Annotated in this window: 14 protein-coding genes; 13 read left to right on the top strand and 1 reads right to left on the bottom strand. The window is 67.4% G+C overall.

The features are described 5' to 3' along the window. Positions 1-6 precede the first annotated feature (6 nt). From UAJ10_RS00075 to UAJ10_RS00025, 11 genes are all read left to right on the top strand, one after another. Positions 7-348 (top strand): hypothetical protein, encoded by a 342-nt coding sequence (locus UAJ10_RS00075; protein ID WP_322913080.1) that lies wholly within the window; start codon positions 7-9, stop codon positions 346-348. Positions 349-363: 15 nt separating this feature from the next. Further along, positions 364-705 (top strand): hypothetical protein, encoded by a 342-nt coding sequence (locus tag UAJ10_RS00070; protein ID WP_322913078.1) that lies wholly within the window; start codon positions 364-366, stop codon positions 703-705. A gap of 124 nt (positions 706-829) precedes the next feature. Continuing rightward, on the top strand, positions 830-1324 hold the full coding sequence (locus tag UAJ10_RS00065; protein ID WP_322913076.1) for a winged helix-turn-helix transcriptional regulator: 495 nt from the start codon (positions 830-832) through the stop codon (positions 1322-1324). Between the two features lie 207 nt (positions 1325-1531). Then, positions 1532-2626: a glycosyltransferase family 4 protein gene (locus UAJ10_RS00060; protein ID WP_322913074.1), complete on the top strand. Its 1095-nt coding sequence runs from the start codon at positions 1532-1534 to the stop codon at positions 2624-2626. 29 nt (positions 2627-2655) lie between these two features. Then, a complete protein-coding gene (locus UAJ10_RS00055; RefSeq protein WP_322913073.1) occupies positions 2656-4833 on the top strand; it encodes an amylo-alpha-1,6-glucosidase in 2178 nt (725 codons plus the stop codon). A 265-nt stretch (positions 4834-5098) separates the two neighbouring features. Further along, the gene (locus UAJ10_RS00050; protein WP_322913071.1) at positions 5099-7036 is read left to right on the top strand and encodes an alpha,alpha-trehalose-phosphate synthase (UDP-forming); all 1938 of its coding nucleotides are present in this window, start codon (positions 5099-5101) and stop codon (positions 7034-7036) included. After that, positions 7017-7844, top strand: a complete 828-nt coding sequence (gene otsB / locus UAJ10_RS00045; RefSeq protein ID WP_322913069.1) for a trehalose-phosphatase — start codon at positions 7017-7019, stop codon at positions 7842-7844. The genes UAJ10_RS00050 and otsB overlap by 20 nt, the downstream gene beginning before the upstream one ends. Positions 7845-8024: 180 nt before the next feature. Continuing rightward, on the top strand, positions 8025-10178 hold the full coding sequence (locus UAJ10_RS00040; protein WP_322913067.1) for a sensor histidine kinase: 2154 nt from the start codon (positions 8025-8027) through the stop codon (positions 10176-10178). Further along, a complete protein-coding gene (locus UAJ10_RS00035; protein ID WP_322913065.1) occupies positions 10175-10555 on the top strand; it encodes a response regulator in 381 nt (126 codons plus the stop codon). The genes UAJ10_RS00040 and UAJ10_RS00035 overlap by 4 nt, the downstream gene beginning before the upstream one ends. A 156-nt stretch (positions 10556-10711) precedes the next feature. Continuing rightward, positions 10712-11857, top strand: coding sequence for an FAD-dependent monooxygenase (locus tag UAJ10_RS00030; RefSeq protein ID WP_322913063.1), 1146 nt, complete (start codon positions 10712-10714; stop codon positions 11855-11857). A 23-nt stretch (positions 11858-11880) separates the two neighbouring features. Beyond that, positions 11881-12390, top strand: coding sequence for a cupin domain-containing protein (locus UAJ10_RS00025; protein WP_322913061.1), 510 nt, complete (start codon positions 11881-11883; stop codon positions 12388-12390). Positions 12391-12414: 24 nt separating this feature from the next. On the opposite strand, the gene UAJ10_RS00020 is transcribed toward UAJ10_RS00025, so the two are convergent. Beyond that, positions 12415-13668 (bottom strand): multidrug effflux MFS transporter, encoded by a 1254-nt coding sequence (locus UAJ10_RS00020; protein WP_322913059.1) that lies wholly within the window; start codon positions 13666-13668, stop codon positions 12415-12417. Positions 13669-13940: 272 nt separating this feature from the next. Here UAJ10_RS00020 and UAJ10_RS00015 point away from each other — a divergent pair, with 272 nt between their 5' ends. Together UAJ10_RS00015 and UAJ10_RS00010 are read left to right on the top strand one after the other, a co-directional pair. After that, positions 13941-14600, top strand: a complete 660-nt coding sequence (locus UAJ10_RS00015) for a TIGR02466 family protein (RefSeq protein ID WP_322913057.1) — start codon at positions 13941-13943, stop codon at positions 14598-14600. Positions 14601-15274: 674 nt separating this feature from the next. Then, the gene (locus UAJ10_RS00010) at positions 15275-16384 is read left to right on the top strand and encodes a beta strand repeat-containing protein (protein ID WP_322913055.1); all 1110 of its coding nucleotides are present in this window, start codon (positions 15275-15277) and stop codon (positions 16382-16384) included. Position 16385: the final 1 nt, after the last annotated feature.

Below are 16385 nucleotides of genomic sequence, written 5' to 3'. Positions count from 1 at the left end.
CGCGACATGAACGCCATCCCGACCCGCCGCCTGTCAGCCCCCGCCGAGGTGGCGCCCTTGCCCCCGCCCGTGCGCCCCCGCTACAACCCGGTCGAGGTGATCGAGGGGGCGGCCCCCTCCCGCCTGCGGTCCGTGGCCCTGTCCCTGGCGGCGGCCACGCTGGTGGCGCTGGCGCTGGGCGCCCATCCGCTGGGCGATTGGGTCAACGGCCTACCCATCAACCCGGTGACCGACCGGCTGTCCGGCTGGGTGCAGGCCTGGCAGGATTGGATGGACGCCATCGGCGCCGGACGTCTGTACACCGGCCTGCAGGCCCTGTTCCGCTGGTTTCAGGGGCGGCACTTCTAAGAGGCGGATTAGAATATGAAGGTCTCAATCCTGCAAAATGGTGTTGTGATCGGATATTCCATCCTTGATGCGACCGATCCGCCGATGGGGGTGGCGTCGGGGAAATTTGAACCGACGTCTGACTACGATCCGCAGCGTCACGCATTCCTCGTGGACGAGGTTTACCTGGAGCGAACGGTTACTCCACCGCTCACCGCACATTTGGAGGATTTTGGTGCCATCGAGTGTGCGGGGGTCGGCATCGAAGACCTCCGCAGCATGATGGAAGGCATAGAGGTAACCGTACTGGGCATCCCCTATCCGGACTACGAGACCTTTTTCTCATCCTATGATGCATATAAAGCCTACTGGAAATGATGGCGCTACACCGGTTCTGACAAAGGACCGCCCCGGTAAGCCCTTGCGCAGCCCACTGCGGCGGCCCTACACTTGCACCATGAAAGTTGCGGACGCGTGATCCGCCACCCCTGGTGTGACCGACATGCAGCGTAAAAGTTTCGAGGACCTGACCTGCCCCATCGCCCGCAGCCTGGAACGGGTGGGGGAGTGGTGGAGCATCCTGATCCTGCGCGACGCCTTCCATGGCATGACGCGCTTCGACCAGTTCCAGAAAAGCCTGGATATCGCCCCCAACATGCTGACCCGTCGCCTGACCGCCCTGGTCGAGGCCGGGCTGATGGAAAAGCGGCAGTACAGCGAACGCCCGCCCCGGTACGAGTATGTGCTGACCGAGCGGGGCCGCGATTTCCGCGAGGTCATGCTGGCCCTGCTGGCCTGGGGCAACCGCCACTTCGCGCCCGAGGGGCCCACCGTGCAACTAGTCGACACCCAGACGGGCCAGCCCGCCGATATGGTGCTGGTGGACCGGGTGAGTGGCAAGCCCGCCACCAGCCGCGATTTCCGCCTGGCGGCCGGCCCCGGCGCCGATGAGACCATCCGCCAGCGCTATGCGCCCAAGGCCAAGCCCGCCGCCTGATTCCGCATCAGGTCTAGACCGAAAGGCCCAGGGGGCGGCGGCGTGTCAAATTCGGGCGGCGGCCTCGCCCCCATGCCCTATTCATTAAGAATTATGGTTGCTACCACCAACCGATGATACGGTTGCGCCGGTCCCTTTGGCGGCGCACCATCAATACTCATGGGTGTGCGCGCCAATTTCCATCATCGATTTAGGGAATTACCGTCGATGAAGATTGCGCAAATCGCCCCGCTGTATGAGACGGTGCCGCCAACATACTATGGTGGTACTGAAAGAGTTATATCTTATCTCACGGATGAGTTGGTAGGCCTGGGTCATGACGTGACCCTGTTCGCCAGCGGGGCTTCCCAGACCAAGGCCAGGCTCGTGCCCATGCGGCCCAAGGCGCTGTGGCTGGATGACGCGCCGTTGAAGTCGCCGGTGGCGGCCCACCTGGCCATGCTGGAACAGGTGCGGGCCCGCGCGGACGAGTTCGATGTGCTGCACTTCCATCTCAGCCATTTCATGCACTTCCCGTTCTTCAAGGAATGCGCGCAGCGCACGGTGACCACGCCGCACGGGCGCCTGGACTATGTCGACCTCGCGCCGTCCTACGGGCTTTGGCCGCGCTACCCCATGATCTCCATCTCGGACCGGCAGCGGCGGCCCCTGGCGGATGCCAATTGGCTGGCCACCGTCTATCACGGCCTGCCGCTGGACCTGTACCGCCCGCCGGCAGGCCGGCCGGGCGGCACCGGCAACTACCTGGCCTTCCTGGGCCGGTTTTCCCGCGACAAGCGGCCGGACCGCGCCATCGAGATCGCGGAGAAGTCCGGCCTGCCGCTGAAGATGGCGGCCAAGGTGGGGGACGACGACGGCCCCTATTTCAAGGAACACGTCGAACCGCGCATCGACGGCCGCGCCATTCAGCATGTCGGTGAGATCGACGACGCCGGAAAGCCCGATTTCCTGGGCGACGCCGCCGCCCTGCTGATGCCCATCGACTGGCCGGAGCCCTTCGGCCTGGTGGTGATCGAGGCCTTTGCTTGCGGCACGCCGGTCATCGCCTGGAACAACGGCGCCATGCCCGAGATCGTCGACCAGGGCGTGACCGGTTTCGTCGTTGATACCATCGCCGACGCCGTGGACGCCGTTGAGAAGGTGCGGGCCCTGGACCGCGCCCGCATCCGCGAGGTGTTCGAGCGGCGCTTTTCCGTGGCGGCCATGGCGCGCAACTACGTCGCCGCCTATGAGGCCTTGCTGAAGGGCGGCGGGGCCGCCGGCCTGCCCGGCGACCGTGCCGTCGCCGCCCCGTCGCCCTGATCCCATCGGCCCCGCGAGACCAGACCCCCATGGCAGCCCTCGACGAACGACAGTTGGACCCGGCCATCGGCCTGGCCGGCCCCGACGGCAGCGGCCCGCGCGAGACCTTCAAGCTGTTCGCGCTGAAGCATGGCGATTGCTTCGTCGTGGCCGACGCCCATGGCGACATCCAGGGCCAAGGCGACGGCCTGTTCGTGGACGACACCCGCATCCTGTCCCGCTATCAGCTGCGCATTGGTGACAAGGAACCGTCGCTGCTGGGCGCCTCGCTCAGCGAGGACAACATCTTGTTCACGGCCAACAGCACCAACGTGCCCATGCCCGCCCCCGGCGGCGGCATGACCCTGTGGGGTGTCATCCACATCGAGCGCACCCGCATCCTGTGGCAGAACCGGCTGTATGAGCGGGTGACCCTGTCCAATTTCGGCAGCAGCGACATCGTCGTGCCGCTGACCTTCAATTTCGCCGCCGACTTCCGCGACATGTTCGAGGTGCGGGGCTCCACCCGCCAGCTGCGCGGCCGCACGCATGAGGCCCAGTTGTCCGGTGACGGCGTGACGCTGAGCTACGAGGGCCTGGACCAGGTGACCCGCCAGTCCACCTTGTCCTTCAGCCAGGCGCCCGACCGGTTGCAGGGCGATCGCGCCGTGTTCAACATCAACCTGCCCAAGCGCCGCGACCATGTCCTGTACATCGAGGTGGGGACCGAGCGCACGGATACGCCCAGCCGTGTGCGCTTCCGTGCCGCCGCCGTGCGGGCGCGGCTGGAGATGCGCACCAAGCGCCGCCGCGGCGCCAGCGTCTACAGCTCCGGCCGGGTGTTCAACGACTGGCTGGCGCGCGCCCAGGCGGACACCGCCCTGCTGACGACGGAACTGGTGACCGGTCCCTACCCCTATGCCGGCATCCCCTGGTTCTCCACCGCCTTCGGCCGCGACGGCATCATCTCCGCCCTGCAGATGATGTGGCTGAACCCCCGCTTGGCGCGGGGGGTGCTGGCCTTCCTGGCCACCCATCAGGCCACCGAAACGGCACCCTTCAGCGACGCACAGCCAGGCAAGATCCTGCACGAGACGCGCAAGGGGGAGATGGCGGTGCTGCGCGAGCTGCCCTTCGGCCGCTATTACGGCAGCGTCGATACCACCCCGCTCTACATCTACCTGGCCTCGGTCTATGCCGACCGCACCGGCGATATGGCCTTCATCGACCAGCTGTGGCCCTCGCTCTGCGCCGCCGCCTCCTGGATGGAGGGGGCGGGTGACCAGAACGGCGACGGCTTCGTCGATTACCAGCGCGCCGAGGAATCCGGCCTGGCCAACCAGGGCTGGAAGGACAGCTTCGACAGCATCCAGCACGCCGATGGCAGCCTGCCGGAGGGGCCCATCGCCCTGGTCGAGGTCCAGGGCTACGTCTATGCCGCCTATTGCGGCCTCGCCCGCCTGGCCAAGCGGCGGGGGGAGGACGCGCAGGCCGCCTATTGGCAGCATCGGGCGGAGGCGCTGCGCCAGGCGGTGGAAACCCATTTCTGGATGGACGACATGGGCTTCTACGCCCTGGCGCTGGACGGGAAGGGCAAGCCCTGCCGCGTGCGCGCCTCCAACGTTGGACACCTGCTGTTCGTGGGCCTGCCCTCGCCGGAACGGGCGCACCGCGTGGCGGACCAGTTGCTGGCCGGCGCCTTCCACACCGGCTGGGGCATCCGCACGCTGGCGGACACCGAGGTCTGCTTCAACCCCATGTCCTACCACAACGGGTCCGTCTGGCCGCACGACACCGCCATCTGCGCCGCCGGCCTGGCGCGCTACGGCGTGCGCGGGGGGGTGGTGAAGCTGATGAGCGACACCTTCGAGGCGGCGGTGCGCTTCGGCATGCGCCTGCCCGAGCTGTTCTGCGGCTTCCCGCGTGAACAGGGGGAGACGCCCATCGCCTATCCGGTGGCCTGCGTGCCCCAGGCCTGGGCCGCCGGTTCCGTCTTCATGCTGTTGCAAGCCTGCCTGGGCATCGAGATCGACGGCTGGCGGGGTGAAATCCACGTCAACCGTCCCAAGCTGCCCATCGGTATCGATCAACTGACCGTGCGCCGCGTGACGGTGGGGGAACACACCGTCGACCTTTTCTTCCAGCGCATGGGGGGCAGGTCATCGCCTCCATCTCCGACCACGAGGAAGGCCTGGTGCCTCTCATCGTCCGCTCGTAAGGGCCGATAGGCCTAAGGCGATGGGACCAAGGAACCGGCGGGGCCCCGCCACGGTCGTACGCTGCCTATGCGGATTTTCCGTCCCGCTTCCGCCCCGGTTGCCTTTTTTGGAACACAATCTCACCTCTAGAATTCCTATATGAATACTGAGCTGTGGACCAATAGAAAACGCCATTACGGCTATATCTGTTCGATCTGCGCGATATATGACCTGATTGTCACAATCATAACACCAGGTCATAGCTTTCTTAACCGATAGGTATGGGTGTATCACCATGATGGACATCGATCTGGGCGCGCTGCTGTCGCAGGACTCCGCGGCCGTCTACCTGGTGGGGGCCAGCCTACTCTTGTCCGTTGCGGCCCTTGTCCTTTCCACCGCGCTGCTGCTGCGCTGGGGCCGCAACCGCCATGCGCCGATGGCGGAGGTGGCCATTCCCAGCTACGACGAAACGCGGCGCCAGATCCTGGCCGAAGGGTCGCGGGCGCCCTCGCCCGTGGTCGGTGCCCGCGACGCCCACGCCGCGGCCCAGCGTGCCCTGCGGTCCACCAAGGGCGAGGGGGTGGCCACCGACCGGCTGGGCACCTGGACGCCGGACACGCTGCGCCACCTGCTGAAGACGGAGCTGACGGGGGCGCAGGTCATCGTCGTCTCCAACCGCGAGCCTTTCATCCATGACCTGGAAGAGGGCGGGGCGGTCAAGCTGCGGGCGCCGGCAGGGGGCTTGGTGGCGGCGCTGGATCCTGTCATGCGCACCTGCGCCGGCACCTGGATCGCGCATGGCAGCGGCTCGGCCGATCATCTGACCGTGGACGCGGACGACCGTATCGCCGTGCCGCCCGACAATCCCAGCTACACCCTGCGCCGCGTCTGGCTGAGCGAGCGCGAGGAGAAGCACTATTACTACGGCTTCTCCAACGATGGCCTCTGGCCCCTGTGCCACGTGGCCTTCACCCGGCCCAGCTTCAACGCCGAGGATTGGGAGGTGTACGAGGCGGTGAACCAGCGTTTCGCCGACGTGGTGGTGGAGGAGGCGCGGGATGAGCGTCCGGTGGTCCTGATCCAGGACTATCACTTCGCCCTGCTGCCCCGCATGATCCGCGAGCGGCTGCCCGACGCCGTCATCATCACCTTCTGGCACATCCCGTGGCCCAATGCCGAGATCTTCGGCATCTGCCCGTGGCGGGAACGCATCCTGGACGGCATGCTGGGCAGCTCGGTCATGGGCTTCCATACCCAGTATTACTGCAACAACTTCATCGAGACGGTGGACCGCTTCCTGGAAAGCCGGATCGAACGGGACTCGTCGGCCGTCACCTTCGGCGGCCATACCACCCATGTGCATGCCCATCCCATCTCCATCGAATGGCCGCCGGCCTCGCTGTCGCGCCAGCCGCCGGTGCCGGCTTGCCGCCGCGCCCTTTTCGACCGCTTCAACCTGGCGCCGGATATGAAGCTGTGCGTGGGGGTGGAGCGCTTCGACTACACCAAGGGCATCATCGACCGCTTCCGCGCGGTGGAGGAGCTGTTCAAGCGCCACCCGGAATGGATCGGCCGCATGGTGGTGCTGCAGGTGGCCGCCCCCAGCCGCACCGCCCTGCCGGCCTATCAACAGTGCCAGCGCGAGTGCCTGGACTATGTGGACGAGCTGAACGCCCGGTACGGCCATGAGGGCTACCAGCCCATCCACCTGCTGAACGAATCCTACGGCAAGGATGAGGTTTACGGCCTGCTGCGGGCCGCCGACCTGTGCATGGTCACCAGCCTGCACGACGGCATGAACCTGGTGGCCAAGGAGTTCGTGGCGGCGCGCGAGGATGAGCAGGGCGTGCTGCTGCTCAGCAGCTTCGCCGGTGCCGCCAAGGAACTGCCGGAAAGCATCATCATCAACCCGTACGACACCTGCGGCACGGCCGACGCGCTGCTGCGCGGCCTGACCATGTCGCCAGAGGAACAGCGCGAGCGGATGCGCCGCATGCGCGAGACGGTGCGGGAAAACAACATCTACCGTTGGGCGGGCAACATGCTGCTGGACGGCGCCCGCCTGCGCAAACGCCACCACACCGCCAATGTCACGGCCCGCCTGGCCCGGCAGCAGTCGGCGCGCGGGGCACTCGGTCGCACCGCCTTGGGCCGCACGCCCCTGGGCCGCAACGTCGTGCGCCTGGTCAGCATGGGGAAAGGAAAAAGCGTTGAGCCGAGCCATTTCTGAAGCGATGCCCTCCCCGGCCCTGGCGCCCGCCGCCGGGGATCGCTGGGCCCTATTCCTGGATATCGACGGAACGCTGCTGGAACACCACAAGGACCCCACCGGCGTGGTGGTGGATGATGAGCTGCGCACCCTGCTGTCCAACCTGGACCGCCAGTTGGGTGGGGCGGTGGCGGTGATCAGCGGCCGGTCGCTGGCGTCCATCGACACGCTGTTCCAACCCATGGTGCTGCGCGCCGGCGGTTTGTTCGGCATTGAGCTGCGGCTGTCGCCGGACGAGCCGGCGGTGGCGGCGGAGGAGCCCCCGGCCCTGGCCGCCCTGGCGGAACGGGCCGAGGCCGAACTGGGCCACGCGCCCAACATCGTCATCGAGCGCAAGGGCCCAGTGCTGGCCATCCACACCGGGCCGCACCCGCAGTCCCTGGACCATATCACCCGGCTGGCCAAGGCGGCGCTGCCCGGCCTGCCCGAGGGTTATCGCGTGGTCGAGGGCAATGTGGGCGTGGAATTGCTGCCGGCGGCGGCCCTCAAGGGGGATGCCGTCTATCGCTTCATGACCGTGGAACCGTTCAAGGGCCGCCGGCCCATCTTCATCGGCGACGACGTGCCGGATGAGCACGCGTTCGAGAGCGTGCATGCCCTGGGCGGCATCGCCGTCAAGGTCGGCCGGCCGGAACAGGCGACGGCCGCCCTGCACGCCTTGGCCGATGTGGCCGCCGTGCGCGCGTGGCTGGGCGACCCCCAGTTCCCCCTGCTGGACAAGTTGGTCCGGCGCGAGGTGACGGAGGCCGCTGGCGAGGCCGCCAGCTGACGCCAGCCGATGGCGGCCCCGGTGTCGTGAACCTCACGCTCTACGTGCAGGACTTGGCCAATCTAATCGAACGCGCGACTTGACGGACGTACTGCCCGGCGCCACCGTCTAGGCACCCGCTAAGGTTTAGGGGTCGGGACCCTGAAACCTTGCGCGGTATCCTTGCCGCGGAGGGCGCTTATGAGTTTGACGGACTGGTTGCTGGATCCATCCGGCCTCACGCCGCATGGCTTCTGCCTCAGTTGGCTGCCGGGCCTCATCTGGTTGCACGCCGGTTCCGACGCTGTCATCGGCCTGTCCTACTTCTCCATACCCCTGGCACTGGCTTGGTTCGTACGAAAGCGTAACGATTTGGCCTACCGCTGGGTGGGGCATTTGTTCGTGGCCTTCATCCTGGCCTGCGGCCTGACCCACATGCTGTCCATCCTGACCCTGTGGATGCCGGCCTATGGGGTGGAGGGGATGGTGAAGCTGGTCACGGCGCTGCTGTCGGTGGCCACCGCGGCCATGCTGTGGCCCCTGGTGCCCCGTGTGCTGGCCCTGCCCAGCCCGGCGCAGCTGGCCCGGTTGAATGCCGACCTGACCCGCACCGTCGAAGAGCAGGAGCGCACCGCCGCCCTGCTGCGGGAAAGCGAGGCCAAGGTCCTGGCCGCCAATTCCGAGTTGGAGCGCAGGGTGGCCGAGCGGACGGACGAACTGCGCGCGGCCAACGCCCAGCTGACGGAGGCCCTGGCCGAACGGGCGGCGGCGCTGGAGGCCCTGGCCGGCAGCGAGGCGGAATACCGCGCCAGCTTCGAGGCGGCGGCGGTGGGCAAGGTGCAGGTCAATCCCGAAACCGGGCTGCTGTTGCGGGCGAATAACGCCTTCGCCCGCATGCTAGGCTATAACCGGGCCGACCTGGCTGGTCGCATGGAATGGCCCGATCTGCTGTGGGGGGAGGATCGGACGGCGGAGGGGCGGGAGTTGGCGCGCTTGCTGGCGGGCGAGGCCAGCATCTATGTCCGCGAACTGCGCTTCCGGCGCCAGGATGGCACTCCCGTGTGGGGCCGCGTGTCCGCGACGCTGGTGCGTGGGGCAGGGATGCGCAAGGCCGGCGCCCGGCTGCCGCCCCTGCTGCTGGCGGTGGTCGAGGATGTCGACACCATGCACAAGACGGCCCTGGCCCTGAGGGAAAGCGAGACGCGCCTGCGCCTGGCGGCGGAGGGCGCCAAGCTGGGCATCTGGGAACTGGATTTGGCGCGGGGCCTGGGCTGGGTGGACCGGCGTACGGCAGAGGTGACGGGCGGAACACTGCCGGCCGAGACTTGGTTCCCCCTGTCCGGCCCGGAATACGCCGCCTGGGCCGACTGGATCCACCCCGACGACCGGGCGGAGCGCGCGGCCGGGCTGAGGCTGCTGCAGACCGGCGCGGCGGAACTGGTGCAGATGCAGTACCGGGTGCGGCGGGCCGCCGACGACCCGGGCGGGGCGGACGGGGGCGCGGGGGATGGGGGCGGGGGCTGGATCTGGCTATCCCATCGCAGCGCCATCGTGGCGCGCGATCCCGTCACCTGGGCACCGACCCGCGCCACCGGGGTGTTGATCGACGTCACCGAACGGGCGGAGGCGGAGGCGGCGCTGCGCGAGGCCAAGGCGGACCTTGAATTGGTGGTGGCCGAGCGCACCGCCGCCCTGAAGCAGCGCGACCTGTTGTTGCGCGAGGTCTATCACCGGGTGAAGAACAACCTGCAGATCATTGACGGCCTGGTGATGATGCAGGGCCTGCAGCTGAAGGATACGGATGAGCGCCAGGCGCTGATGGGGCTGCGCAGCCGGGTCTATGCCCTGGGCCTGGTGCATCAGCAGCTGATGGCCTCCCCCGATCTGGAGAACTTCGACATCGCGCCCTTCCTCGACGAACTCGCCCGCAACATCCTGCTGTCGGGCGCAGACGATGGAGTGGAACTGGACATCGACATCTGCCCGCTGACGGTCAATTTGGATTTCGCCATCCCCCTGGGCTTGCTGGTGACCGAATTGATCACCAATTCGCTGAAACATGCCTTCCCGGATGGGCGCGGCACCATCACAATGGTGATGCGCCGCCGCGAGGAGGGGGGCGTGCTGCTGGTGGTGGCGGATGACGGCGACGGCATTTCGGCCCCCTCACCGGTGGAGGAAGGGGATGCGGGCGGCTACAGGCGCGGCCTGGGCAGCACCATCGTAAAGGGCTTGGTGGCGCAACTGGACGGAACGATCACGATGCGGTTCGACAAGGGCACACGGGCGGAAATCATCCTGCCGACACCGGCGGTGGGTATGGCGGGCTCTCCCGTCGGGTTGGCGGCGTCATGAGCGATGGGCTCCAAGACTGCGTCCTGGTGGTGGATGACGAATTCCTGATCGCCCAAACCCTCAGCATCCAGATCGAGGACATGGGGCTGATCGTGTGCGGCACCGCCGCGACCGCCGCCGACGCCATCGCCCTGGCCAAGGCCCAACGGCCCCGCCTGGTGCTGATGGACATGCGCCTGAAGGGCGTGGGCGACGGTGTGGACGCGGCCCTTGCCATCCATGAGTCCGTTGGCTCGAAAGTCATTTTCATCACCGCCTCGCGCGAGCCGGCGATGCTGGAGCGCATGAACCAGGACCATCCGGCCGCCATCCTGTACAAGCCGGTGTTCGGCCGGCAGCTGCAGACGGTGGTGCGTGAGGTGCTGGCGGCGGATTAGCCCGGCCGGCAACGGCTGCGCCGGTGACCCATCTGTCCGACAGCTGCCAAGATATCTTCCAAATCGATTTTAACAATAGCTGAGCGGCTCCTAGGATCGCCCGTGACGTGCCCCTTTTGAGAGGGCGCGCTAGGGAAGAAACGGGAGAAGTTGGCGATGCCTCAGTCCTCACCGCGCGCGGACCGCGCCCCCATCCTTGTGCTGGGCGGCGGTATCGGCGGCATGTCCTTCGCCATCCTGGCCAGCCGTGCCGGGTGGCCCGTGCATGTGGTGGAGGCCGACCCCAACTGGCGCGTCTATGGCGCTGGCATCACCGTCACGGGGCCGACCTACCGCGCCTTCCGCACCCTGGGCATCCTGGACGACCTGAAGGTCCAGGGCTTCCATGTGACGGAGGGTGGGCGCCTGTGCGCGCCCAACGGCAGGGCCGTGGCCGACCTGCAGGACCGGCCCATCCAGCCCGACCTGCCGGTGTCCGGCGGCATCATGCGACCCGACCTGCACGCCCTGCTGTCCCGGCTGACGCGTGAGGCGGGGGTACGGGTCAGCCTGGGCCTGACCGCCACCGACTGGACCGACGCCGGCGACCAGGTGGACGTGCGCTTCAGCGACGGCAGCGCTGGCGCCTATGAGTTCGTGGTGGCGGCCGACGGCGCCTTTTCCAAGGCACGGGCCTTCCTGTTCCCCGACGCGCCCAAGCCCGCCTACACCGGCCAGTATTGCTGGCGTGTGGTGGCCAGGCGCCCGCCGGAGATCGACCGCTCGCACTTCTTCGTCGGGGCGCCGGTGACCTGCGGCCTGGTGCCGGTCAGCCAGGACCTGATGTACCTGTGGCTGCTGGAAAACGTGCCCGATATGCGCCGGGTGGACGAGGCCACGGCCTACCAGCGGCTGGCCCAGTTGCTGGCGCCCTTCGGCGGCCCGGTGGCCACCCTGCGTGAGAATTTGACCGCGGACTCCTGGGTCAACGTCCGCCCGCTGGAGGCCGTGCTGCTGCCCCGTCACCAGTGGTTCAAGGGCCGCAGCATCCTGATCGGCGACGCCGCCCACGCCACCACCCCGCACCTGGCGTCCGGCGCCGGCATCGCGGTGGAGGACGCGCTGGTCCTGGTGGAGGAACTGGGGCGTCATGACGACCTGACCGCCGCCTTCCAGGCCTTCACCGACCGGCGCTTCGAACGCTGCCGCCTGGTGGTGGAAAGCAGTGTCGCCATCGGCAAGGCGCAGCAGGACCACGTCTCGCCCGAAATCATGGGCGCCATGATGGCCAAGGCGCAGACGGCGCTGCTGGCCGACATCTGATCCCCTGCAGAAAGCTTGACGCCATGACCAGTGATTCAGGGCTGCCCGCCGTCCGTCGCGTGGTGACGGGGCACGACGCTGGCGCGCGGGCCATCTTCACGTCGGACGATGAATTCCCCACCCGGCGCATCCCCTCGGGCGATGCCGCCTTCACCCTGATCTGGACCACGCCCACCGTCCCGGCCGACAACAATGACGAGACGGACGGCCGCCTGCGCGACGCCGGCCTGACCCTGGACCACGGCTCCGTTATCCGGGTGGTGGACATGCTGCCGGGTGGCGCCTCGCCCATGCATCGCACCAACAGCATCGATTACGGCATCGTCCTGTCGGGCGAGGTGGAGCTGGAGCTTGATGACGGGGTCAGGAAGATCATCGGCGCCGGCGGCATCATCATCCAGCGCGGCACCATGCACCTGTGGCGCAACCCCAGCGCCACCACGCCCTGCCGCATCGTCTTCGTGCTGATCGAGGCGCCGCCCTACCTGCACGACGGCCAGCCCCTGGCCGAAGCCAAGCCGGACCACAAGTAATTCCCTGAAAACGCCGGGCGCCGCTCACTTCCCCATGCGCGGGTGGAACAGCTGGAAGCGTTCGGTCACCAGCACGATTGCCAGCGCGCCGACGCCGCAGCCCAGGAACCCGCCCACCAGCGGCAGGGTGGTGCCGTCGAAGTGCTGGCTGATGGCAAAGCCCACCAGCGCGCCCAGCACGGTGCTGATGAACCCCTGGACCGAGGCGGCGGTGCCGGCGATGGCGCCCACCGGCTCCATGGCCATGGCGCCGAAGTTGCTGGCCGCCAGGCCGAAGCAGAACATGGTCAGGGCCTGCAGCACGGTGAAGACCGGCAGGCTTTCCCCATGCCGGGCAATAAGGGTGTGGATGCCGGTGAACAGGATGAAGCCCAATAGCGCGCCGTGCGACAGGCGCCGCGTGCCCAGCCGGACGACGATGCGGGCGTTCAGCAGCGCGGACACGGCCAGCGACATGCCGGTCAGGGCGAAGATCAGCGGGAACAGCTGCGGCGCCTTGAACACCTCGTCGAAGATGGGCGGCATGCTGTTGAGATAGGCGAAGATGGCGCTGACCATAAGGGTCTGCGCCAGGGTGTAGCCGATGGCCTGGCGGTCCGTCACCGTCTGCCGGGCGGCGGACAGGATGGTGGGCACGTCGATGGGCCGGCGGTATTCCGGGTGCAGCGTCTCCGGCAGCCGGCGCCACAGCCAGAGGGCGACGGCCAGGGCATAGGCGGCCAGGCAGGCGAAAATGACCCGCCACGGCGCCACCAGCATGATCAGCTGCCCCAGGCTGGGCGCCAGGATGGGCACGGCCAGCAGGATCATGAAGGCCAGCGACATGACACGCGCCATCTGCCGCCCGGCGTAGCAGTCGCGCACCACGGACACGACGACGATGCGGGTGGAGGCGACGGCGATGCCCTGAACCACGCGCACGGCCAGCAGCAGCTCGAACGTCGGGGCCAGGGCGGCCGCCAGGTTTCCCAGGGCATAGAAGACGATGCCCCACAGCAGGATGGGCCGGCGGCCATAGCGGTCGGAGATGGGGCCATACAGGATTTGCGCCCCGCCGAAGCCCAGCAGGAAGGCGGTGACGATCCACTGCCAGCGCGGCTCCTCCGTCACGCCCAGCGAGCGGCCGATCTCGCCCAGCGCCGGCAGCATGCTGTCGGTGCCCAGCGCGTTCATCGCCATCATGGCCGAGACCATCAGGACGAATTCGGTGAAGCCGATGCCGGCATGGGGATCGTCCTTGCGGACGTCCGGCGGTGGAGCGTCGGTGGCCAACTGCATGGGTGCGCGTTCCGTGGGCGGTGCCGGTCCCGGGCCCCCGCTTGCGGGGCGGGCGGCTGGGCCGATCTTCGATCTGGGACATGCCTGGTGATAAGGGCGAACGCCCCCAGGGGGTTCCTTTATACCCAAACGACCGGGGCCCGCAGCCTACTGTTTTCGGCCTAGGCGGGTTGACCTGGAATGCGTGGGGATAGGGGACGGCGCCGGAAAGGTGCAGGTCTTTTCTCCTGGCGCGATTGACGCCACCACGCCGCCCGGTTAAAGCCCAGGGCATGACCGACGACACCCCCACATCCCCGCGCGCCGCCACCCCGTCCGATGCGCAAGTCGACACCCTGTTCGTCACCCGCGTCTACCGGGCCGAGCTGGCGGAGATGCTGCCCCTGAATGAAGAGGTGGCGGCCTGCTGCCTGACGGCGGCGGAAGATGACGGCGCGGGGCGGCGCTGGTCGGACAAGCACGGCTACACCGGCTATACCAGCTACGCCTCGCTGGACGATCTCATCTGGCGTTTTCCCATCCTGAAGAAGCTGAAGGCCCAGCTGGACCGCCACGCCAAGGCCTTCGCCAAGGTGCAGGACTGGGACCTGGGCGGACGCAAGCTGGAATTGGACAGCCTGTGGATCAACGTGCTGGATCCGGGCGGCTTCCACGGGTCGCACATCCATCCCAACAGCGTCATCAGCGGCACCTATTATGTGCGGGTGCCGGCCGGGGCGTCGGTCCTGAAGTTCGAGGATCCGCGCCTGCCCTTCATGATGGCGGCCCCGCCGCGCAAGGCCAAGGCCGACCGGGCTTCACAGCCCACCATCGCCGTGGCCCCGCAGGAGGGCACCCTGCTGATGTGGGAAAGCTGGCTGCGGCACGAGGTGGCGTTGAACCGCGCGGATGAGGAACGCATCTCCCTCAGCTTCAATTACGCCTGGCGCTGACGGTCCCAGCCCAGCGGTTTCCCTTTTTAACCATCCGGCGGGGCACGGCGTCCGGCCGACCTGGCCGGACGATGCCCATTCCGTCCTGGCGCCGGCTTTTCACGTTCCACATTCCCCTCGACCAGCCCGCACGGTCGCCCATGTCTTAGTGGGAGGGAGCCGGCGGCCCGCTGCTCGGGAATCGTGCTATACTTTCGGATAGGATGTGCTCGGTTCCATCGTCCACCGCCACCTATAGTTCGCAGTAACGCAAATAATGTTGGTTAAGGCGGGGCGTAAACCGCCGCAGGCTAGCCGAAACCGCCATTTCCGCAGCGTTTCACGCAGAAACGACCGGCGTGAAATCGCGCGCTTTAGCACCACTTATACGATGGCAAAGGGTAAGAAAACACCGACGCTTGGTAATTATCATTCATCCTCGGGACTATGCCCGGTAACGCGTAATCACGTGATTGACAGGCAACGATGCCTCCCGCAGAACGGGTGGGGGGCACCATCTTTTGGCTAGGTGTGCCCGCTGGACACTGGGCTTTTGGGGGCCGGGTGTCGGTGCACCGGGTGGGGTATGTGAGGCGGATCGGAAGGGTGGGCCGAAAACAGGCCGCCGTCCATCCGCTCAGCGTGTTTCCCATCCCCGGCGCGCCTGGAAATTCGGCGTGGGATTGGGGACGACGATGAAGCGTGTGACTGCCACGAAGGCGCTGCTGGCCGGTTCTTCCCTGTTGGCGATGGGTGTCGCCCTGGGCACGCCCCGGGCGGCGGCGGCGGCCGATCAGACCATCACCGCCGGCACCACTTCCGTCGTGATGACCAGCGCCTCCGGCAACCTCACCGTCACCAACAGCGGTTCCATCCAGGGCGCGACCGCCCTGAAATACACCAGCGGCGGCGGCACCCTCATCAACGGGGGCACGATCACTGGCGGTATTCGCGGCCTGTACCTGGCCGGCACGTCGCAATCCGGCGGCTACGTCACCCTGACCACACTGGCGAACTCCGGCACTATCGTGTCCAGCGGCAACGCCCTGGAGGTCGCCACCGGCAACACCCTGGTTTCGCTGGTCAACACCGGCCTGATCCAGGGCAATCTGCTGCTGAACGGCGGCGACGCCGTCACCCTGTTCGGTGGCGCGGGCACCGCCGTCGGCAGCTTCACCGGCGTGTCCGGCAACCAGGGCACGATCACCAGCACGCTGGCCAACCTGACCCTGGGCGGCGGCAACCTGCTGTTGAACGACGACATCGACGCGACCGGCCACACAGTGGTGAACAGTGGCGCGTCGCTGGTGCTCAACACCATCGTCAGTATCACCGGCGCCTACAGCCAGACGGGTGGCACCCTGGTGATCGCCCCCACCCAGGGGGGCCTGATCGCCAGCGGCGACGCCACCCTGTCCGGCGGCACGGTGCTGTCCACCTTCTCCAGCACCGGCAACTACCTGGCCGGCGTCTCGACCCTGATCGGCGGGGCCAGCCTGTCGCTGGCCGGTGCCACCGTTTCCATCGGCACCCTGACCAGCCTTACCAGCGCCACCAGCACGATCGGCAACAATCTGCTGCTGACCATCGGCAACGACTACATCGGCGGCACGCTGGCCAGCCTCAGCAACAGCAGCACGATCAGCGGCGCGAAGAGCGCCATTTATCTGGCCGGCACCGGATCGGTGGGAAGCCTGAGCAACAGCGGCACGCTATCCGGGAACACCCGGGGCATCCTCTTGGCGGCTGGTGCCCATATCGACACCCTCTCCAATACCGGCCGCATCGTGGTCGTCGGGGGGTAGG

Origin of the sequence: Nitrospirillum guaranorum, assembly GCF_034653275.1 — a bacterium.
In the GTDB taxonomy this organism is placed as follows: domain Bacteria; phylum Pseudomonadota; class Alphaproteobacteria; order Azospirillales; family Azospirillaceae; genus Nitrospirillum.
Note: the sequence above shows the minus strand (reverse complement) of the source record. Positions and strands in the feature narration are given on the sequence as shown.